A 19839-nucleotide genomic window follows, 5' to 3' on the forward strand; every position below is an offset into this window, starting at 1 on the left:
GCCCGTTCGAGAGGCCTCATGGATCGCATCAGGATTGTAGGCGGCAACAAGCTCAACGGCGTCATCCCGATTTCGGGCGCCAAGAATGCGGCCCTGCCGCTGATGATTGCGTCGCTTCTGACCGACGACACGCTGACGCTCGAAAACGTGCCGCATCTGGCCGACGTCGAGCAGCTGATCCGTATCCTCGGCAACCATGGCGCGGATATCTCCGTCAACGGTCGCCGCGAGCGCCAGGGCGAGAGCTACGCCCGCACCATCCATTTCACCTGCCGCAACATCGTCGACACGACCGCCCCTTACGAGTTGGTCTCGAAGATGCGCGCGAGCTTCTGGGTTATCGGCCCGTTGCTTGCCCGTGAAGGCAAGGCGCGGGTATCGCTGCCGGGCGGTTGCGCCATCGGCACGCGTCCGGTCGATCTCTTCATCGAAGGCCTGCAGGCGCTTTCCGCCAACATCGAGATCGACAGCGGTTACGTCAACGCGACGGCGCCGGCTGGCGGCCTGATCGGCGCGCGCTACACCTTCCCGAAGGTGTCGGTCGGCGCCACCCATGTGCTGATGATGGCAGCGACGCTTGCCAACGGCACCACGGTGCTCGGCAACGCCGCGCGCGAGCCTGAAGTCGTCGACCTCGCCAACTGCCTGAACGCCATGGGCGCCAAGATTACCGGCCAGGGAACCTCGACGATCACCATCGAGGGCGTTCGCTCGCTCTCCGGCGCCCGTCACCGCGTTCTTCCCGATCGCATCGAGACCGGCACCTACGCCATGGCCGTTGCCATGACCGGTGGCGACGTCATCCTCGAAGACACCGACATGGCGCTGCTCGACACGGCGCTGGAAGCGATCCGCCGCGCTGGCGCCGAGATCACCGAGACCAACAGCGGCATCCGCGTCGTGCGCAACGGCGCCGGCATTAAGCCGGTCGATATCGTCACTGATCCCTTCCCGGGCTTCCCGACCGACCTGCAGGCGCAGTTCATGGGTCTGATGACCATGGCGAAGGGCACCTCGCACATCACCGAGACGATCTTCGAGAACCGCTTCATGCACGTGCAGGAACTCGCCCGTCTCGGCGCCAAGATCTCGCTTTCCGGCCAGACGGCGAAAATCGAGGGCGTCAGCCGCCTGAAGGGCGCGCCTGTCATGGCGACCGACCTTCGCGCCTCCGTCTCGCTCGTCATCGCCGGCCTAGCCGCCGAAGGCGAGACCATGGTCTCGCGCGTCTATCATCTCGACCGCGGCTTCGAGCGGCTCGAAGAGAAGCTTACCCGGTGCGGCGCGCACGTCGAGCGCGTCAGCGACTGATTTGAACGGTTGCGCCTGATACCGTTGCGGTTTCAGGCGCAACATCCTATGTCCATTTCAATTGTGGCACGGCAAGATGTGCGGCGAAACGAAAGGAATGGATGGCATGACCGGATTGAAGCTGCTGGCGCTCGACGAGGAGGATCTCGCTGTCGTCTCCGCCCACGTCCAGGATGCCGTGTTCAAGGTTTCGGGCCTGGAATACGACGCGCGTCGCAAGCAGTTTTCTCTCATCGTCAACCGCTTCGTCTGGGAGACGGCCGATGGCAAGCGCCGCTCCTTTGAGCGCCGGCGTGCGGCTCTCCTCTTCAAACGTGTGAATGCAGTGCGCTCCGTCGGCTTCGACCGGCGTGACGGCGAGGCGGTGCTCGATCTGCTGACGCTGAAGTTCGCGCTGCAGGGCGAGGGGCCGGAAGGCACGCTGGAGTTGGTTCTGGCTGGCGACGCCTCGATCGCGCTTGACGTCGAATGCATCGAAACGCAGCTTGCGGATACCGGCGGGGCGTGGGAAACCGCTTTCAAGCCCAAGCATCCCGAAGGCGCTTGACGCTGATCGACCCGACCGACACTGGCATACAAGGACGTCCCCTTTGGCAATCAGGCTCAATTTTCTCGACGGTGACTTCGAACAAAAGTTCGCGGCATTCCTGACGACCAAGCGAGAGGTGTCCGAGGACGTCAATGCGGTGGTCAAGGCGATCATCGACGACGTGCGGGCACACGGTGACGCGGCGCTCGCCGAATACTCCAAGCGTTTTGATGGCGTCGATTTCCAGACGACGCCGATGGCGGTCAGCGCCGCCGAGATCGATGCGGCGATCCAGGCGGTCGAGCCGGAAGTTCTCGGCGCGCTAAAGGTCGCCGCCACCCGCATCGAGGCGCACCATGCCCGCCAGCGCCCGAAGGACGATATCTACCAGGACGCCATGGGCGTCGGCCTCGGCTCGCGCTGGACTGCGGTCGATGCCGTCGGCCTCTATGTGCCCGGCGGCACCGCGAGCTATCCGAGCTCGGTGCTGATGAACGCGCTGCCGGCAAAGGTTGCCGGCGTGTCCCGCATCGTCATGGTGGTGCCGGCAACCGGCGGCAAGATCAACCCGGCGGTGCTGGCTGCTGCACGCCTTGCCGGCGTCGAGGAAATCTACCGCATCGGCGGCGCGCAGGCTGTGGCCGCCCTTGCCTATGGCACCGAGACGATTGCACCGGTTGCCAAGATCGTCGGCCCGGGCAATGCCTATGTGGCTGCGGCCAAGCGCCAGGTCTTCGGCACGGTCGGCATCGACATGATCGCCGGCCCCTCCGAAGTGCTTGTTATTGCCGACAAGCACAACGATCCGGACTGGATCGCAGCCGATCTCTTGGCCCAGGCCGAGCACGATGTCGGCGCCCAGTCGATCCTGATCACCGACGATGCGGATTTCGGCCAGGCGGTCGAGAGCGCGGTCGAGCGGCAGCTGAAAACGCTGCCACGCGCCGAAACGGCGTCGGCAAGCTGGCGCGATTTCGGCGCCGTCATCCTCGTGCCCGATCTTGAGAAGGCCGTGCCGCTCGCGAACCGCATCGCTGCCGAACACTTGGAGCTGGCGCTTGCCGACCCCGAACCGATGGTGGCCAAGATCCGCAACGCCGGCGCGATCTTCGTCGGTCGCCACACGCCCGAGGTCATCGGCGACTATGTCGGCGGCTCCAACCACGTGCTGCCGACCGCCCGCTCCGCGCGCTTCTCCTCCGGCCTTGGCGTGCTGGATTACATGAAGCGCACGTCGATCCTGCGGCTTGATGCCGAACAATTGCGGATCCTCGGACCGGCGGCCATCGTGCTGGCAAAATCCGAAGGCCTTGAGGCCCATGCGCGCTCCGTCGCCATTCGCCTCAATCTCGGGGACGCTGGATGAAGGCGGACCGCAACCAGCGTCTCTGCGATGTCGTTCTGGACGAGACCATCGGCCGCTCGACCCCTGACGTGGAGCATGAGCGCGCGGTTGCGATCTTCGACCTGCTCGAAGAAAACCTGTTCGAGCCGGTCGGCCATCCAGGCGGCCCCTATAAGCTCAATCTCTCGCTCGTCGACGCCAAGCTCGTCTTTGCGATCTCGACCGACAAGGGCAGCGACGTCGCCACCCATATTCTGTCGCTGACGCCGTTCCGCCGGATCGTGAAGGACTACTTCATGATCTGCGAAAGTTACTACGAAGCGATCCGCTCGGCGACGCCGAGCCAGATCGAGGCGATCGACATGGGGCGCCGCGGCATTCACAACGAGGGTTCGCAGACGCTGATGGATCGCCTCTCCGGCAAGATCCGGCTGGACTTCGATACCGCCCGCCGCCTGTTCACGCTCGTCTGCGTGCTCTACTGGCGCGGGTGAGGGCGACGACCGGCATGGCGGGAACCGAGGCTCAGCGCTTGAAAATGCCCCGCTCGGTCCTCTTCATGTGCGGCATGAACGCTATTCGCTCGCCGATGGCCGAAGCGCTCGCCAAGGCGGCGCTGCCGGCCGGAACCTATGTCGCCTCCGCCGGCGTGCGGCATGGCGAACGCGACCCCTTCGTCGACGTGGTCATGGCCGAAGTGGGCCTGAGCCTCGGTCGCCACCAGCCGCATACGCTCGATGAACTCGAGGATGACTATTTCGACCTTATCGTCACGCTGGCGCCGGAGGCGCATCACAAGGCGCTCGAATTGACGCGCTCCATGGCCGTCGACGTGGTCTACTGGCCGACGCCGGATCCGACGGTGGCTGCCGGCACGCGCGAGCAGATCGTCGATGCCTACCGCGCCGTGCGCGATCACCTGTCGACGCTGATCAATCATCGGTTGATCGGCTCCAGGAAGTCGGAAGACGCTTGAGAGTGTTGCGAAAAATCCCCGCGCGGTCCGCAGTCTCCGTCGCTTCCATGCCGGCGTAAATCTCGATCGATTTAAGACTAGAGACATGGAGCGGTACGAAGTGCTATAGCGGCTTCGCGCTTCTGATCCGACGCGCGGCACAGTAGCCCGTCACAAAAGCGCAAAAGCCGGTCTTAGATGGTTCACAAATCCTCGTCGATTGTGTAGTTTCCGGCGAATTTTTCGGGATACCTGACGGTTCCCTAAACAAAGATAGAAAGAACAGTCCTACATGGCGAAAGAAGAAGTCCTTGAATTTCCGGGCGTGGTCACCGAATTGCTTCCGAATGCGACCTTCCGCGTGAAGCTCGAAAACGAGCATGAGATCATCGCTCACACTGCCGGTCGTATGCGCAAGAACCGCATTCGCGTGCTTGCCGGCGACAAGGTTCTCGTTGAAATGACCCCGTACGACCTTACCAAGGGCCGTATCACCTACCGCTTCAAGTAAGCCGCTCCGGCTCTTAGCAATTCCTGGAGCATTTCCGCTTCTACTTCGAATCGCGAAAACGCTCTAACCTTTGGTTGGATTGCAATTCCAGACGTAAACCGCCTATCGCATTTTGCTGGAATTGCTTTGGAGTGACGGCTCGTTCCGATGACAGTGGCCAAGAAACTGATACTTGCGTCCGGTTCGCCGCGTCGCGTCGAGCTTCTGGCGCAAGCCGGCATCGAGCCCGCGCGCCTGATGCCGATGGATCTCGATGAGACGCCGAAGCGTGCCGAACATCCGCGTTCGCTCGCAAGGCGCCTGTCGGCCGAAAAGGCGCGAGCGGCGCTTGCTGCAGTCAAGGGCGAGGCCGGCTGGGACGGAAGCTACATTCTGGCAGCCGATACGGTCGTTTGCGTTGGCCGCCGCATCCTGCCGAAACCGGAACTCGTCAGCGAAGCCTCGAGCGCGCTGCATCTTCTTTCCGGCCGCAGTCATCGCGTCTACACCGGCGTCTGCCTGATCACCCCGGACAAGACCGTGCGCCAGAAGGTCGTCGACACCAAGGTGCGCTTCAAGCGCCTGTCCGGTTTCGATATCGAGAGCTATCTCGCCTCGGGCCAATGGCGCGGCAAGGCGGGCGGCTACGGCATCCAGGGCATCGCCGGCAGCTTCGTGGTCAAGCTCGTCGGCTCCTACAGCAACGTCGTTGGCCTGCCGCTTTACGAAACCGTCAGCCTGCTTGTCGGCGAAGGCTATGACGTGCACAATCGTTGGCTGGAAGGCTGAACGAGTGACCGACGAAACGAAGAAAAGCGCTTCGAACGTTGCGCCCCTGCGTGCACCGCGCCCGTGTCCGGAATGTGGCCGGCCGTCGCATCGGGAACACTATCCCTTCTGCTCCGACCGCTGCCGCAACGTCGACCTCAATCGCTGGCTCTCCGGCTCCTACGCTATTCCGGTCGCCGACGACGAGGCGAAGGCCGACGACGGCGACGACCGCTAGGCGTACCGCTGCGGCCGGACCCGCCGGTCCGGCTTTTCCTTCCCCGCATCCTCTTTGCCGCGAACGACGCCTCGAAGATCCTCGCGCGTCACCGGGTGCGGGCGATCATCTTTTTCGGCTTCCAACGGCCACTTTCCACGAAAAATGGACCAGGGAGAGGATGCGATCTCTCTGAAACTCCTCGCTTTTTCGGCGTTTCGATTGTCCACAGGATTTCGGTCAAAAAACTTTCATTTGGCGCTGGACACCGCCGAACAAGATGCTATAACCCCGCTCGTTCCCGGGGCAAACACAAGCGCCCCGATGGTTCCGAAAGGAGCCGATGCCCGAAACGGCAGGATGCCCGGATAGCTCAGTTGGTAGAGCAGCGGATTGAAAATCCGCGTGTCGGTGGTTCAAATCCGCCTCCGGGCACCATTCTTTCTTCTCGAAGATCTTGGTTCCTTCAAGCGCTGCCGTGTCGTTTCCTTGCGTCCGCTGTGCGGCTGCGCTCCTTCAATACGTCGTCCACTCCTGCACCAACATCTCGCGAAAGCGGATGGCGGCCGGTGATAGTCTGCCGCCGCGGCGTTCGACAAGGCCGATGGTGCGGCTGACGGTGGGGGCGGTCAGCGGCACGGTGGCGATAACAGGGTGTTCGACCTGGGGTGTGGCCAGCCGCGGCATCACGGAGATGCCGAGGCCCGCCTCGACGAGGCCGAGCGAGGTCGAGAGGTGGTTGACCTCGTAGAACCAGTTGAGCTGCACCTGGGCCGTTGTCAGCGCCCGGTCGAGCACGGCACGGTTGCCGCTGGTCTTGCTGACGCCGATGAGCGGGTGGCCGGTCAGATCCGCCCAGGTCAGTTGCTTCGAGGTCGCCAGCGGATGATCGCGGCGGCAGGCGAGCACGAACGGGTCGTCGACGAGCGGCGTGAAGCTGAGATCAGGGCGCGCCGCCCCAGTGATGTTGATGCCGAATTCGACCTCGCCGTTGGCGACCGCATCAAGCCCCTCATTGGCCGAGAGATCGAGGATTCGGAAGCGGATGCCCGGGAATTTCTCGTTGAAGGATTGCACAACCCTGGGAAGAAAATAGAAGGCCGCGGTCGGGACCGAGGCGATGGTGACCTGGGCGCGGTGTCGCCCACCGAGGTCGCTGATCGAGAGGATCGATTCCTCGAATTCGTCGACCAGACGCCTGACCAGTGGCAGAAGCTCCCGCCCGACCTGCGTCGGCGCCACGTGCCGGGTCGTGCGTTCGATCAACTGCGCGCCGACGGAGGCTTCAAAGCCCTTGATCCGCCGTGAAAGCGCAGGTTGTGAAAGATTGAGCTGGCGGGCAGCTTCGTTGAACGAGCCGAGGTCGAGTACGGCGAGAAAAGCCTTGAGGTCGAGGAATTCGAAATTATTGCGCATATCGGAATAATTACGCCATTCTTTGCATTTCACAACAGATTTGATCCGTGAGATCCCTCCGATCAGCCGGTTGCGGCCGGTTCGAAGGAGCATGCGGAATGGATGACTTGATCAGGATACCCTGCGTGATGATGCGCGGCGGAACGTCGAAGGGACCGTTTTTTCTGTCTCGCGATCTTCCGGCTGATCCCGTCGAGCGCGACCGCCTGCTGATCGAAATCATGGGCTCCGGCCACCCGCTGCAGATCGACGGTCTCGGCGGCGGCAACTCGCTGACGAGCAAGGTCGCGATCGTCGGTCCGTCGAGCCGTCCGGAAGCTGATGTCGATTATCTCTTCGCCCAGGTGAAGGTGCTGGAGCGCAGCGTCGATACGGCGCCGAACTGCGGCAACATGCTCTCGGCCGTCGGCCCTTTCGCCATCGAGGCCGGCCTGGTTCTGCCGACCGGCGACGAAACGGTCATCAAGGTTCACAACGTCAACACCGGCAAGATCATCGACGCCCGCATTCAGACCCCCGGCGGCGCGATCGCCTATCAGGGAGAGGCCGCCATCGACGGCGTGCCGGGCAAGGCCGCCCCTGTCTATCTGGCCTTTCGCGATGCGATCGGCGCCAAGACCGGCCGACTGCTGCCGAGCGGCAAGGCGACCGATGTCATTCTCGGTCTTGAAGTGACGCTGCTGGACGGCGCAACGCCGGTGGTGATCATCACCGCGGAGGATATGGGCTACAGCGGCTCGGAGCCCGCTGCAGCTTTCGACGCCGATACGGATTTCATGGCCCGGCTCGAGGAAATCCGGCGGGAGGCCGGAAGGCTGATGGGGATGGGGGATGTCAGCCAGTCGGTTCTGCCGAAGCCGGTGCTGATCGGGGCGCCCGCGAACGGCGGCGATCTGGCCGTACGCTATTTCACGCCCGCCAATTGCCACACCGCGCTTGCAACGACCGGTGCCGTAAGCCTCGGTTTGGCGGCAACGATCCCGACCGGCCTGGTGGGTCGGCGTTTTCCGGAGCTTTCGCTGCCGGCGACGCTCGCCTTCGAGCACCCGACCGGTGAACTGCGGGTAAGGGTCGAGAAGGCCATAGGAGACAATAGCCCGACTGTGTCTGTGATGCGCACCACGCGTCGGCTGTTTGAAGGTGCGGCTCTTGTTCGCAAAGACGCTTAGGGTCTTGCAGAGCAACGTGTCGCGAATGCATTAACGAACTGGGAGGAGAACAAAATGCCCATGAAATTTACCCGTCGCGTCGCCCTGGCCCTGTGCGGGGCCGCCATGACCATGTCGGTCGCAGCCCCTGTGATGGCGCAGGAAGCCTATCCGTCCAAGCCGATCACGCTGGTGGTTTCCTATGCCGCCGGCGGCGGCACAGATGCCATCGCCCGCGTCTTTGCCGCGCGGCTTGAAAAGGCGCTCGGCGGTCGCGTCATCGTCGAAAACCGGCCGGGTGCCGCCGCCAACCTTGGAACCGAAGTCGCCGCTGCGGCTGATCCCGACGGCTACACCCTGCTGATCGGCAATCAGGGCCCGATGGTCGTCAACCCGCATATCTTCAAGCTGAAGGCCGATCCGGGCACGGACCTCGATCCGATCGCGATGATCGCGGATGCGTCCCTCGTCGTCGTTGTCGGACCATCACTCAAGGTCAACACGCTCGGCGAACTGGTCGAGGCGGCCAAGTCCGGCGAACTGGTCTATGGTTCGGCCGGCAACGCCTCGGCCAGCCATCTCGGCGCGCTGCTGCTCGGCCAGACCGCCGGCATCAAGGTCAGGCACGTTCCTTACAAGGGCGCAGGCCCGGCGGTGAACGACCTCGTCGGCGGCCACATTGACTTCATGGTCACCACCATTCCCTCGGCGATCGGGCTGATCGAGAGCGGCACGCTGAAGGCGCTTGCCGTCACCGGCGACAAGCGCTTTGCGAGCCTGCCGGATGTGCCGACCGCCATTGAAGCCGGCGTTCCGGGCTACACGGCCTCGGCCTGGTATGGCCTCGTCGGTCCGAAGGGCATGCCGGCGGACGTAAAGTCGAAGCTCGAGGCGGCGACGACCGAGACGCTCAGCGATGCCGACGTGCTCGACAAGCTGAAGAACGACGGCGCCGTGCCGTCCTCCATGGGCCCCCAGGCCTTTGCCGATTTCATGGCCAAGGAGCGCGCGCGCTGGGGCGACGTGGTGAAAGCGGCCGACATCAAGGTCGAGTAAGATGGAAGCCACGTCCACGAACACTGAAACCGAGCCCTCCGCGGGAGGGCTCGGCCGGGAGAGGCTTGCCGGCATCGTGCTGGTCGGCCTCGGCGGGCTTGGCCTGTGGGCCGGCTCCGATCTGCCCTTCATGACCTCGGAAGGCGTCGGCTCGGGGCTGATGCCGCGGCTGCTTTCCCTCGTCATCCTGGGGCTCGGGCTCCTGCAACTGGTGCTGAGCCGAAAGGATCCGGGGCCTTCGACCGGCCGCTGGGCGATCCGCGAGACGATCCCCGTCATCCTCGGCGTCGTTCTCTTTGCCGTTACGGTGCGTGGCTATCATCTCGGTCCGGTTACCATTCCTGGTCTCGGCCTCTCGATCGCCTGTCCGCTGGCGGTCGTCGCTTCCGGCCTGGCCGCGCGCGATGCGCGCCTTGGCGAACTTCTTGTCTTTGCCGCCGTGCTAACAGCCTTCTGCATCGGCCTCTTTCGCTATGCGCTCGGGCTTTCGGTTCCCGTTGCGCCCTGGCTTCTAGGATACTGAGATGCTGGACGTCTTTATCAATCTCGGCCTCGGCATGACCGTGGCGTTCACCCTGCAGAACATCGCGCTCTGCTTCATCGGCTGTCTCATCGGCACGCTGGTGGGCGTGTTGCCCGGCGTCGGCCCGGTTGCCACAATCGCGATCCTGCTGCCGGTCACCCTCTCGCTCGATCCGACCGGCTCGCTGATCATGCTCGCCGGCATCTATTACGGCGCCCAGTACGGCGGCTCGACCACGGCGATCCTCGTCAACATTCCCGGGGAAGCGACCGCGGTCGTCACCGCCATCGACGGCCACAAGATGGCCCAGAAGGGCCAGGCGGGGCTTGCGCTCGGCCTGGCGGCGATCGGTTCGTTCTTTGCCGGCACGGTTGCCACCATCGTGATTGCCGCTCTCGGCGTTCCGATGACGCGCATGGGCCTTCTCTTCGGCCCGACCGAGTATTTTTCGCTGATGATCATGGGCCTCGTTTTTGCCGTCGTGCTGGCGCACGGTTCGCTTCTGAAGGCGGTTTCGATGATCCTCATCGGCGTGCTGCTCTCCTGTGTCGGCGCCGATATGGAAACGGGTCGCGAGCGCATGACCTTCGGCCTTGAAATGCTCCAGGACGGCATCGAATTCGTCGTGCTGGCCATGGGCATCTTCGGCTTCGGCGAGATCTTCAAGAACCTTGCCGATCCGGAATCCCGCGATGTCGTGCGCAGCCGCATCGGCCGCCTGTGGCCGACGCTGAAGGAGCTGAAGGATAACTTCCCGCCGATCCTGCGCGGCACCTTCCTCGGCTCTGTCCTTGGCGTTCTGCCGGGCAACGGCGCGATCCTCGGCCCCTTTGCCAGCTATGCGGTGGAAAAGCGTATGTCGAAGCGGCCGCAGGACTTCGGGCATGGCGCACCGGCGGCCGTCGCCGGCCCGGAAAGCGCCAACAATGCCGGCGCGCAGACCTCGTTCATCCCGCTTCTCACCCTCGGCCTGCCGCCGAATGCGGTGATGGCGCTGATGGTGGGCGCGATGATGATCCAGGGCATCGTGCCCGGGCCACAGGTGATCGAGCGCAATCCGGAACTGTTCTGGGGGCTCATCGCCTCGATGTGGATCGGCAACCTCATGCTGGTCATCATCAACCTGCCGCTGATCGGTCTGTGGGTGAAGCTGCTGCGCGTGCCCTATCGCCTCCTGTTTCCGGCCATCGTCTGCTTCTGCTGCATCGGCCTCTACTCGATCGCCAACGATGCGGCCCAGGTAATGATGGCCGCCCTGTTCGGGATCATCGGCTACGCCCTCTACAAGCTCGAATTCGAGCCTGCGCCGCTGGCGCTAGGCTTCGTGCTGGGCCGCTTGCTAGAGGAGAAGCTGCGCCAGTCGCTGATTATCTCCGGCGGCAGCCCGCTGACCTTCCTGCAATCGCCGCTGTCGGCAATTCTGCTGGCGATCGCCGTCATGGCGCTTGTGATCGCCATCTCGCCGTCGATGCGGCGAAACCGCGACGAGGTCTTCAAGGAAGCCTAAGGGTTGCTTCTAAACGTTGGAAAGGCCACGGGCACGCCGCGCCCGTGGCCTTTCTGTTTTCGGGCAGGCGCGCGAGGTATCGTCGCCGATCGGTCAAGAACATCGCTCCTCTTCACAAGTGCGCGGAAGCGGCGTAATCTCCAAGGATATTCTTAAGTAGAAATAATTTAAGTAATAGATCCTGCGGGGACAAAGGAATGGCTGCGACGGGAGCGCGCGGCGACAGGCGGGAGCAAATTGACGGGCTTCGCGTGATCGCCATGACGGGGGTATTGTACGTTCATTACTGGAACGAGCATCCCACACTTGAATCTGTTCGAGTTTCACTCTTCTTCATCATCAGCGGCTTCTTGATCGGGGTGATCCTGCTGTCGGCAAAAGACACCCAGGCAACGATCAACGTCACCAATTTCTACATTCGCCGCTCGCTTCGCCTGCTCCCGGCGCTGTTCCTGATGCTGTTCGTGGCGGCACTGTTCAACATGGATGGCATACGCAACAGCCTGGCGTGGCACACGTTTCAGATGTCGAGCCTGTATTTCGCCATCACCCAGGACTGGGAGCCCTGGGTTGCCGCGCATCTCTGGAGCCTCAACATCGTCGAGCAGTTCTACCTTACCGCTCCGCTGATCATCATCTTCCTGAGCCGGCGGCATATTTTCGTGGCCTATGTCCTCATCTTCACGATGTCGGTGATCGCCCGAACCTATAGCGACGAGCTCGGTCTTCTCGCCTGGTCAAACATCGTTCTTGCCTTTGACCCGGTGGCGGCAGGGGCGATCCTGGCGCTGGTCAAGGACAATGCCGATGTGCGGGCGGTTCTGACGAGCAAGCTCAACAACCTCGCGTCTGTCGCGATCATCGCGTCGCCTCTCTTCGTCGGTTTCAAGTTCGGCCATTCGGAAACCTATAAGTTGCTTTGCATCTACGCGCTGGCCTCGATCGTTCTGAGTTCCTACATCGGATACAAGGGCGTGTCGGCCTATCTCCTGGCAAACCCCGTCACGCGCTTCCTCAGCCGCGTCAGTTACGCGACCTATGTGTACCACATGGCGCTCTGGTGGCTGGTCGCCGAACAGTGGCCGGCGCTCTACAGGGCGGGGCCGATGACGTTCCTCATCATGAGCACCATCACGGTCATCGTCGCGACGATTTCCTGGCATCTGGTGGAAAAGCACTTCGACGCCCTGAAAGCCTTGTTCCCCGTAACCCAACCGGTGCCGCTGGCGGCCGAGCGTGCCTGACCCCGCCTGCAGGGCGAGGAGCAAGGGCGCAATTATTGCCAACCATCGGAAGGGCTGACGCAATATTTGCGCCCCGAGGCGAGGTTTCTTAAGTCGGTGTTAACCACGTATTTGGTTGTATCGCCACAATCACAGCGGCCCATGAAGGGCATTTTTCAATTTTAAGATGTCACTAATATGGTCAGCATTCTCACGAACGCTGGAGCGATTTCTGCGCTCCAGACTCTGCGTACGATTAACTCCGACATGGCTCAGGTCCGCGGGCAACTGAACTCGGGCCTGAGAATTCAGACGGCGGCCGACAACGCCGCCTATTGGTCGATCTCGACAACCATGCGCTCCGACGCCAAGGCCGTGTCTGCGGTCCAGGACGCGCTCGGGCTGGGAGCGGCCAAGGTCGAGACGGCCTATGCGGCGATGGATGCCGTTACCGGTATTCTCAGCGAGTTCAAGGCCAGGCTGGTGACGGCGAGGGAGCCCGGCGTCGACAAGGGCAAGCTCCAGAAGGAGCTCGACCAGCTCAAGCAGCAGATCCTGAGCATCGTGGATTCGGCGAGCTTCAGCGGACAGAACTGGCTGAGAACCAATGTCTCCGACATCTATGACAGCGATCTGAATCGCACGTCCGTCGCCTCCTCGTTTTCGAGAGACGCCCGAAACGGCGTGTCGCTGAACACGGCCGACTTTTTCCTGCGGGACTCCTCGCTGTTCAACAGCACCGGCGGCGGCATCCTGCAGGCCGACACGCGGGATCTGAGGACCGTCGGCGGGATCCGCTTCGTGACCTCGGTCGATGTCGACGGCTACACCACCAACAGCAACTACAACAACCGGGCGGGCCAGGCTGGCGAATTCGTGTTCCATTTCACGGGGCCGCTCAGTTTTTCGAACGCGGGCGACAAGATCACGTTTGACGTCATCGTCGACAAGGACAGCAGCTCTCAAGGTCTCTCGCTGCCGCTACACGCCGGAAAGACGACCTCGGTCACCGTCGATCGCACCACCGTCGATACGGTGCTCGGCGCCGCTGCCAACGGCGTGATATCGGACTACACGCAATATGCAGCAGTGCTCGACCACGCGGTCAAGCAGGCGGGGGCCGGCGCCACGGTCAAGACATATAGACACCCCTATGAGCCTTACGCCCCCATTATCAATCAAATCGGCTTCATGACACAGCAGAATTCCGGCCTCGACGGGTCCTATGTCGAGGTCGCCAATCTGGTCGTCAGCACGTCGAGCGGCGGCGGAGCTGGTCTCGTTGAAAACTCGGATTTCGGCGAGCGCGGATCGGAGATGACGCTGACGTTCGAGCAGTTCGAGGTCTACAAAGACGTCGTCGTATCCTTCAATTTTTCGGTGAACGGCGAAGCTCCCAGCACCCATTCCTTCGACCGCAATCAGGTGAACGCGCTGCTGGGCAAGGATACCGGCAAGATCGAAACGGTCGACGAGATGGTGACGGTGCTTCAGTCGCTCATCACCCGGCCGAACACCATCATTCAGAACAACGGCTCAGGCGGCATCCTGATAAAGTCCGATCCGGCCGTCGATCGGAAATCCGGTGCCGGAACCTTTATCGGCTTCACCAACATTGACGTGAACATCGAACCGATCGCCCGCAGAAACTTCCTTGACGTCGATATCGCGGCCAACCCGCAATCGGTCGATTCCTATCTCCACTACATCGAAGTCGTCCTGCAGCGGACCATCGACGGTGCAGCGGCGCTCGGTTCGCTGCTGTCGCGCATCGACATGCAAACGACCTTCGCTCAAACGCTGATGGCGACGATCGACAAGGGGGTCGGGCGCCTGGTGGATGCCGACATGAACGAGACATCGACGCGGCTGAAGGCCTTGCAGTCGCAGGAGCAGCTCGGCATTCAGGCTTTGCAGATCGCCAACTCCAACGCTCAGAACATCCTGCAGCTCTTCCGCTGAGACAAGCCGCAGAGGTGGATTTGGAGGGCGCGATTAAGAGGGGAAAATATCGTCGGCTCTGCCGACCTGGCTTCGACTGACCCCGGAACTTAACCCAGCCGAGACTCCTCGGCTGTCACCTGCGTTACAGGCGTGTCGCAGCTTCTGCCTATTCTGGCGCCCGGGAGGACCTGAGCGGCGCAGTTCGTCGCCGCACAATTTAGGCCGCGACGTCCGGAAAAAACGGGGGCGCGGCCGGGTCAACGAGGATTAGACATGCGTAAACTTGCGACACTCTCTCTGGCAGCTTTGGTGACTGCGACGGTCGCCGTGGTCGGCGTTGCTCCGGCATTTGCCGGCGGAAGCTACTACAAGGGCGTATCGACAACGCCCATCAACGAAGGCCACAAGAGCGAGAAGTACAACCCTGAGGCCAAGGTCGTGAACCGCCCACCGCCGCGCAACGGCGCCTATTACAAGGGCATCATGCGCAAGTAATGCGGTATCCGTGGGGCGTGCGTGGTCAAGCGGCCTTTTTGCCCGTCGCGCTACCCGGCATAACCTGCGAAACAAACGAGGGCGCCAGCGGCGCCCTTTTATATTTTAAAGCAGAACGTGGTTGAGGATGTCGCTTTCGCTGACCACTAGGTTCGGCAGGTGCCCCTTGCGAAGATAGTGCTTGCGATCGCTGTCGGCCGTGACGAAGACGGCAGTGCGGGCAATTTCGTCCGGCGTGAGTTCCGTTGTACCGGGAACGACGGCGATATGGGAGCGCAGGCCAAGGTCACGCAACAGCTCTTCGATCGCACCATGGTCTTCGACGCCGTGCAGCACCAGACGATCGATCTCGGCGACCGCGTTCGTGTGCCACATCACCGTCTGCAGGGCGACCATGAGCGGCAGAACGCCCTTTGATCGCTGCAGTTCGGGATGGTGTTCGAAGCCGCCGAGCATCAGGCGGGTATAAAGCTCATAGGCGCGGATGTAGTCCTTCTTCGCGAGCCACATGCGCAGGGCGACCGTCATGCGCAGCATGGTGAAATCCCTCACCTGCGCATCGAGATAGGCCCGGCGCTCCGGTGTTAGCCGCACCGCGCCGCGCTTGGCACCGGAATAGAGGAAATATTCAAGGCCGCCGCGGTAGCTGTCCCAGGCGGTGAGCACGTCGGCATGGCCGGCTTGCGGCCGGTCGCGAGCAATCTTCGAACGGGTGACCTGTCGGTAGAACGGCTTTCTCAGGAAGGCGACGGCGCCCTGCTCCAGAAAATGGGCGAGATAGGCGAAGGCCCAGTAGGCGAAGTTCCTGGGCACCCAGGCCGACCGTAGTGCCGACGCCCGGTAGATGCCGATTTCCGGAAACACGTGTCGCTCGCAGAGGAAGTCGAACACTTCCTCTGAAGCGCGCTTCTTGAACTTCGTGTCCTTGTCGACGATGTAGAACGGCGGATCATCGCGCTCCTCGACTTCGTCATGCGTGTACCAGGGCGCGTAGCAAGCGGTGACTTCCGGATTGAGATCCAGGTAGCGGATCGCCTCGCGCATGCCTTCGTTGATCAGGATGTCGTCGTCGGCGAGATAGAGCACATATTCGCCGGTCGCGCGGCTGAAGGCGCTGACGACGTTGGCGCCGGAACCGTAGTTTTCCGCCTGCCTGAGGTAGCGGATCGGCAGGCCCTTGGCGATGAAACGCTCGGCCACGTCGCGCGTGTCGTCCGTAGACGCGTTGTCGGAGATGATGATCTCGTACTTATAGGAGAATTGGTAAAGGTCGACGAAATAGGCGAGCGACTTCTCGAGAAAGGCTGCGCGATTGTAGGTTGGAATGCAAATGCTCAGCTTAACCTGGCTCACGCGCCTCTCCATGGTGCTTTTCTCGCGCGGTTTCCAGTCTCTTCGGACGTTGCCGTTGCCCGCATCGCCAGCCCTGGCGCTGCCCGCACGGCGCAGGTGTCCCGCGCATACAGGGAACGCCCCCTGCACATTCCTTATTCCGCTTCGATCTTGTGTGAGCCTTGTCTTGGATAGGCGATGTCGGCCCCCTCTCGGCGCCGGTCGAGCGCAGTTAACGCTTTGTTAACCATGCTGGCGCACTCTCGGATCAGGCTCACGCCGCCCCTTGTGCGACGGACCGGAGCTGCCGGACGGGATACGCCGTCGCGTTCGTTCCGATGGAGCCGAGGTAAGGGTGTACGATATGGCAGAGCACATGATGAAAATGCTGATGAGCATCATGGCCGCGCTCTCGTTCGGCTCCCTGCTCTTTCTCGTGGCCATCCTCTAGGGCTCTCTGCCCTCAAGGCCACCGCGTCCTTCGACGCCTGTCAGGGATAAAGGTAGAATTCGTCCCAGCTCTCGTGCGGCACAAGCTCACCGATCTTGTATTCGAAGGACAGGACATCCAGGTGCTCGGCGTCGGTGCGGCACTTGAACTTCAGCTTGTACCATTCGCCCTTGCTGCGGAACACAGCGCCCGGCGCCTTCATCTTGTCTTCCTTCACGACCGGTTCGGCGAAAGTATAGGCAATCACCTTGTCCGGTTTGAAGCTCGACTTGTCGGCGTTGATGCGCTCCATCGCTTCGGTGTCGCAGCGCTGCTCCAGGCGGGTCTGGGGGTCGAGCTTCTCGAACTGACGTACCAGGGACTGATCCATCGCCAGCGCCGGGGAGAATGTGGCGGCGAAGACGAGCGGGTACGCGAGTAGCTTCATGCTTGACGGACTCCTGGGAACGGAAAGGACCAACCCGGCAAATCACTGCCGGGCGCGCGCTTGCGGTTTCAGTTAAGCTTTGTGGCCATTCCAAGGCATGCCCCGTATCCGCAACGGCAAACTACGCTTCCGATACGTCGATCCACTCGGCGCCGGTCAGCTCGGCGATGCGGGTCGGGCTGATGTGCACAGCCGCATTGGTGGCACCGGCGGCCGGCACGACGATGTCGTAGGCCTTGAGCGACAGGTCGCAATAGATGCTGTGCGGCTTGGCGAGACCGAAGGGGCAGACGCCGCCGACCGGGTGGCCGGTCTCGGCTTCCACCTCGTCGAACCCAAGCATGCGCGCCTTTGTGCCGAAGCGGGCCTTGTACTTCTTGTTGTCGAGGCGGGCGTCGCCACGCGTGACGATCAGGATCACGTCGTCGCCGACGCGAAGCGCCAGCGTCTTGGCGATCTGGGCGGGCTCGACGCCGTGGCCCTCGGCCGCAAGAGCAACCGTGGCGGTGCTTTGTTGTAGCTCGATGACGTCGATATCTGGGGCGTGCTGGGAGAAGAAGTCTTTGACGGAGGTCAGGCTCATGGCGAACAGTTCACGTTATTGAAAAGGCAAGGGGCGGCCGCCGCGGCGCAAGGAGCGCTAGGGTCCTTCGTGCCGGGCGCGCAAATCTCTCAATCGTCGTTGGAAGCGTCAAGGTCTTCCGGGCGCAGACCTTCCTGCTGCGGTGGCAGGTAGCCGTGATTGGTGAACCAGTTTTCGAGGATCGCGATGATCGCCTGATCCCGTGTCTGCATTCCCGGGTGATCCGCAATGAACGACTTGAGCGCCGTTTCGATCTTGTCGGTGTAAAGAGCGTTCATGCTCGCCTCCGTCTGGCTATGTGCGATGTCCCGTCCAGCAGATCACAGTGCTACAGCCCCCTTCGCGCGTCCAGATGGAACGGCCGGGGATATCCCGGGCGCGAAGGGTACTGCGGCCGGCGATGGGTCAGGCCTGTTTGACGATGCGGATCAGCACCAGAAGGATGACGGCACCGATCGTCGCGTGCAGGATCGCTGAAAGGATGCCGGTGCCGAGGCTGATGCCGATCGCCGGAAAGAGGAAGCCGGCGATGAAGGCGCCGATGATGCCGACGACCATATTGCCGATGAGGCCGAAACCGCCGCCCTTGACAATGAGGCCGGCGAGCCAGCCGGCGACCGCGCCGACGATCAGGAAGACGAGAATGCTTTCAATGCCCATGAACGGGTCCCTTTCCGTTGAATCTCCAAGGGAAAGATAGATCAGGAATTGAAATCAGATAGGGGGCAATTTCATCGCGCAGCGATTTTTTGAGCTGTCGAGCGTGGGATGCGGCGCCGGGCCTCAAATGGCAGCCCGGCGCGGCTCGTTTCAGTGTCAGACGATACCGCCCCCGCCGCCGGCAACGGCCGGGCGCTCAGCCGCGACTTTCGCGCGGTAACCGCTCTTGCGATAGGCCGCGACAGGTGCGATTGCACCGCCGCTTTCGAGACGCGCCATCGCGAGAATAGGCTCGACGTCGGTGCGGAAGGCTACCTTCAGCGTCTCGCTCGCCATCAGCGCGTCGTTGTCGTCCTGGTAGCCCGCGAGCGCCTGGCGGTCGACAATCAGCGCCTGGGCATAGGCGCGGCAGACCTCGGTGGCACTCGTCATCAGGCTTTCGATCGGGTCGGTGACGTTGTGGCTCTGGTCGAGCATGTGCGCCGGCTCGAACCCCTTGGCCTTGCGGGTCTCCGCATCGACGAGTTCGTTGAAGACGAGGAACAGCCGGTAGGGATCGATCGAACCGGTGTCGAGATCGTCGTCACCATACTTCGAATCGTTGAAGTGGAAGCCGCCGAGCTTGCCGAACTGGATGAGGCGGGCGACGATCATCTCGATGTTGACGTTCGGCGCATGGTGGCCAAGGTCGACGAGGCAGAAGGCCTTGGGGCCGAGCTCCTGGGCGATCAGGTAGTTGCTGCCCCAGTCCTGGACGACGGTCGAATAGAAGGCCGGCTCGAACATCTTGTGTTCGGTGTAAACGCGCCAGTCATCCGGCAGCGCCGCGTAGACCGATTTCATCGCGTCGAGATAACGCTCGAAAGCACGGGTGAAATTGCTTTGGCCGGGGAAGTTGGAGCCGTCGCCGACCCAGACCGTCAGCGCCTTGGACCCAAGCTGCTGGCCGATCTCGATGCATTCGAGATTGTGCTCCACCGCTTGAGCGCGCGTGGCGGCGTCGGCATGCGACAGCGAGCCGAACTTGTAGGAATGTTCCTGGCCCGGCGCGTCTGAGAAGGTGTTGGAGTTCATCGCATCGAAACCGAGGCCGAGCGACGTGCCCTTCTCTTTTAGTTTGGAAATGTCGCTCACCTTGTCCCAGGGGATATGCAGCGAGACGGTCGGCGTCGCCCGGGTCAACTGCTGGATGACCGCGCAATCCTCGAGCCTGTCGAAGATGTTGCGCGGTTCGCCCTTGCCGGGGAAGCGGGCAAAGCGCGTGCCGCCGGTGCCGACACCCCAGGAAGGGACGGCAACACCGTAGGCGGCGACCTTCCGTTTGATCTCGTCGATCGCGATGCCGCGCCGGCTGAGCCTTTCGCCGAGGCTCTCATAATCCCGGCGAAGTGCGGTGAGCCGGCTTTCGTTCTCGGCCTCGACGGTCGCCTGGCTGATCATGGTGGTCGTCATGAAACTC

At 62.4% G+C, this 19839-nt stretch carries 22 protein-coding genes and 1 tRNA gene; 16 read left to right on the forward strand and 7 right to left on the reverse strand.

All coding sequences use genetic code 11. From position 1 onward, the window contains the following. The first annotated feature begins 18 nt into the window (after nucleotides 1-18). From murA to AC3WVQ_RS01230, 9 genes are all read left to right on the forward strand, one after another. A complete protein-coding gene (gene murA, locus AC3WVQ_RS01190; protein WP_060522281.1) occupies nucleotides 19-1311 on the forward strand; it encodes a UDP-N-acetylglucosamine 1-carboxyvinyltransferase in 1293 nt (430 codons plus the stop codon). Between the two features lie 106 nt (nucleotides 1312-1417). Next, entirely contained in the window at nucleotides 1418-1858 is a 441-nt protein-coding gene (locus tag AC3WVQ_RS01195) for a DUF2948 family protein (protein WP_034797590.1), read from the forward strand. A 43-nt stretch (nucleotides 1859-1901) separates the two neighbouring features. Then, nucleotides 1902-3206, forward strand: a complete 1305-nt coding sequence (hisD, locus tag AC3WVQ_RS01200) for a histidinol dehydrogenase (RefSeq protein WP_060522280.1) — start codon at nucleotides 1902-1904, stop codon at nucleotides 3204-3206. Beyond that, nucleotides 3203-3679 carry a UPF0262 family protein gene (locus tag AC3WVQ_RS01205; protein WP_034797007.1) on the forward strand — a complete coding sequence of 159 codons (477 nt, stop codon included), beginning with the start codon at nucleotides 3203-3205 and terminating at the stop codon, nucleotides 3677-3679. Before hisD ends, AC3WVQ_RS01205 begins: the two co-directional genes overlap by 4 nt. 14 nt (nucleotides 3680-3693) lie before the next feature. After that, on the forward strand, nucleotides 3694-4161 hold the full coding sequence (locus AC3WVQ_RS01210; protein ID WP_034797006.1) for an arsenate-mycothiol transferase ArsC: 468 nt from the start codon (nucleotides 3694-3696) through the stop codon (nucleotides 4159-4161). Nucleotides 4162-4432: 271 nt separating this feature from the next. Next, a complete protein-coding gene (gene infA, locus AC3WVQ_RS01215; RefSeq protein ID WP_004435948.1) occupies nucleotides 4433-4651 on the forward strand; it encodes a translation initiation factor IF-1 in 219 nt (72 codons plus the stop codon). A gap of 147 nt (nucleotides 4652-4798) precedes the next feature. Continuing rightward, entirely contained in the window at nucleotides 4799-5419 is a 621-nt protein-coding gene (locus AC3WVQ_RS01220) for a Maf-like protein (RefSeq protein WP_034797002.1), read from the forward strand. Then, entirely contained in the window at nucleotides 5388-5636 is a 249-nt protein-coding gene (gene yacG / locus AC3WVQ_RS01225; protein ID WP_051659366.1) for a DNA gyrase inhibitor YacG, read from the forward strand. Before AC3WVQ_RS01220 ends, yacG begins: the two co-directional genes overlap by 32 nt. Nucleotides 5637-5977: 341 nt before the next feature. Continuing rightward, nucleotides 5978-6053 (forward strand) — tRNA-Phe (locus AC3WVQ_RS01230). Between the two features lie 78 nt (nucleotides 6054-6131). Here the strand turns inward: AC3WVQ_RS01230 and AC3WVQ_RS01235 are convergent. After that, the gene (locus AC3WVQ_RS01235) at nucleotides 6132-7031 is read right to left on the reverse strand and encodes a LysR family transcriptional regulator (protein WP_034796999.1); all 900 of its coding nucleotides are present in this window, start codon (nucleotides 7029-7031) and stop codon (nucleotides 6132-6134) included. A gap of 98 nt (nucleotides 7032-7129) precedes the next feature. On the opposite strand from AC3WVQ_RS01235, the gene AC3WVQ_RS01240 reads away from it, so the two are divergent. From AC3WVQ_RS01240 to AC3WVQ_RS01270, 7 genes are all read left to right on the forward strand, one after another. Then, nucleotides 7130-8200 carry a 4-oxalomesaconate tautomerase gene (locus tag AC3WVQ_RS01240; protein ID WP_090294987.1) on the forward strand — a complete coding sequence of 357 codons (1071 nt, stop codon included), beginning with the start codon at nucleotides 7130-7132 and terminating at the stop codon, nucleotides 8198-8200. 54 nt (nucleotides 8201-8254) lie between these two features. Then, a complete protein-coding gene (locus AC3WVQ_RS01245) occupies nucleotides 8255-9235 on the forward strand; it encodes a Bug family tripartite tricarboxylate transporter substrate binding protein (RefSeq protein WP_244546723.1) in 981 nt (326 codons plus the stop codon). Nucleotide 9236: 1 nt separating this feature from the next. After that, complete coding sequence (locus tag AC3WVQ_RS01250) at nucleotides 9237-9758, forward strand: tripartite tricarboxylate transporter TctB family protein (protein WP_082566601.1); 522 nt, start codon at nucleotides 9237-9239, stop codon at nucleotides 9756-9758. A 1-nt stretch (nucleotide 9759) separates the two neighbouring features. After that, the gene (locus AC3WVQ_RS01255) at nucleotides 9760-11265 is read left to right on the forward strand and encodes a tripartite tricarboxylate transporter permease (protein ID WP_034796995.1); all 1506 of its coding nucleotides are present in this window, start codon (nucleotides 9760-9762) and stop codon (nucleotides 11263-11265) included. Nucleotides 11266-11462: 197 nt separating this feature from the next. Next, complete coding sequence (locus AC3WVQ_RS01260; RefSeq protein WP_034796993.1) at nucleotides 11463-12509, forward strand: acyltransferase family protein; 1047 nt, start codon at nucleotides 11463-11465, stop codon at nucleotides 12507-12509. A 177-nt stretch (nucleotides 12510-12686) separates the two neighbouring features. After that, nucleotides 12687-14450: a flagellin N-terminal helical domain-containing protein gene (locus AC3WVQ_RS01265; RefSeq protein ID WP_090294985.1), complete on the forward strand. Its 1764-nt coding sequence runs from the start codon at nucleotides 12687-12689 to the stop codon at nucleotides 14448-14450. Nucleotides 14451-14705: 255 nt separating this feature from the next. Next, nucleotides 14706-14927: a hypothetical protein gene (locus tag AC3WVQ_RS01270; RefSeq protein ID WP_090294984.1), complete on the forward strand. Its 222-nt coding sequence runs from the start codon at nucleotides 14706-14708 to the stop codon at nucleotides 14925-14927. A 105-nt stretch (nucleotides 14928-15032) separates the two neighbouring features. On the opposite strand, the gene AC3WVQ_RS01275 is transcribed toward AC3WVQ_RS01270, so the two are convergent. The 6 genes from AC3WVQ_RS01275 to rhaI all read right to left on the reverse strand — a co-directional run bounded on the left by AC3WVQ_RS01275 (nucleotide 15033) and on the right by rhaI (nucleotide 19832). Then, on the reverse strand, nucleotides 15033-16280 hold the full coding sequence (locus AC3WVQ_RS01275) for a glycosyltransferase family 2 protein (protein ID WP_089043372.1): 1248 nt from the start codon (nucleotides 16278-16280) through the stop codon (nucleotides 15033-15035). 470 nt (nucleotides 16281-16750) lie between these two features. Then, nucleotides 16751-17137, reverse strand: a complete 387-nt coding sequence (locus AC3WVQ_RS01280; RefSeq protein WP_043613096.1) for a DUF930 domain-containing protein — start codon at nucleotides 17135-17137, stop codon at nucleotides 16751-16753. A gap of 121 nt (nucleotides 17138-17258) precedes the next feature. Further along, nucleotides 17259-17720, reverse strand: a complete 462-nt coding sequence (locus AC3WVQ_RS01285) for a YbaK/EbsC family protein (RefSeq protein WP_034796972.1) — start codon at nucleotides 17718-17720, stop codon at nucleotides 17259-17261. 89 nt (nucleotides 17721-17809) lie between these two features. Next, on the reverse strand, nucleotides 17810-17998 hold the full coding sequence (locus tag AC3WVQ_RS01290; protein ID WP_034796970.1) for a hypothetical protein: 189 nt from the start codon (nucleotides 17996-17998) through the stop codon (nucleotides 17810-17812). Between the two features lie 127 nt (nucleotides 17999-18125). Then, the gene (locus AC3WVQ_RS01295; protein ID WP_034796969.1) at nucleotides 18126-18380 is read right to left on the reverse strand and encodes a GlsB/YeaQ/YmgE family stress response membrane protein; all 255 of its coding nucleotides are present in this window, start codon (nucleotides 18378-18380) and stop codon (nucleotides 18126-18128) included. 156 nt (nucleotides 18381-18536) lie between these two features. Then, nucleotides 18537-19832 (reverse strand): L-rhamnose catabolism isomerase, encoded by a 1296-nt coding sequence (gene rhaI / locus AC3WVQ_RS01300; RefSeq protein ID WP_110818523.1) that lies wholly within the window; start codon nucleotides 19830-19832, stop codon nucleotides 18537-18539. Between the last annotated feature and the right edge of the window lie 7 nt (nucleotides 19833-19839).

The sequence above is a fragment of the Ensifer sp. EB106-05-01-XG146 genome, from assembly GCF_058791875.1.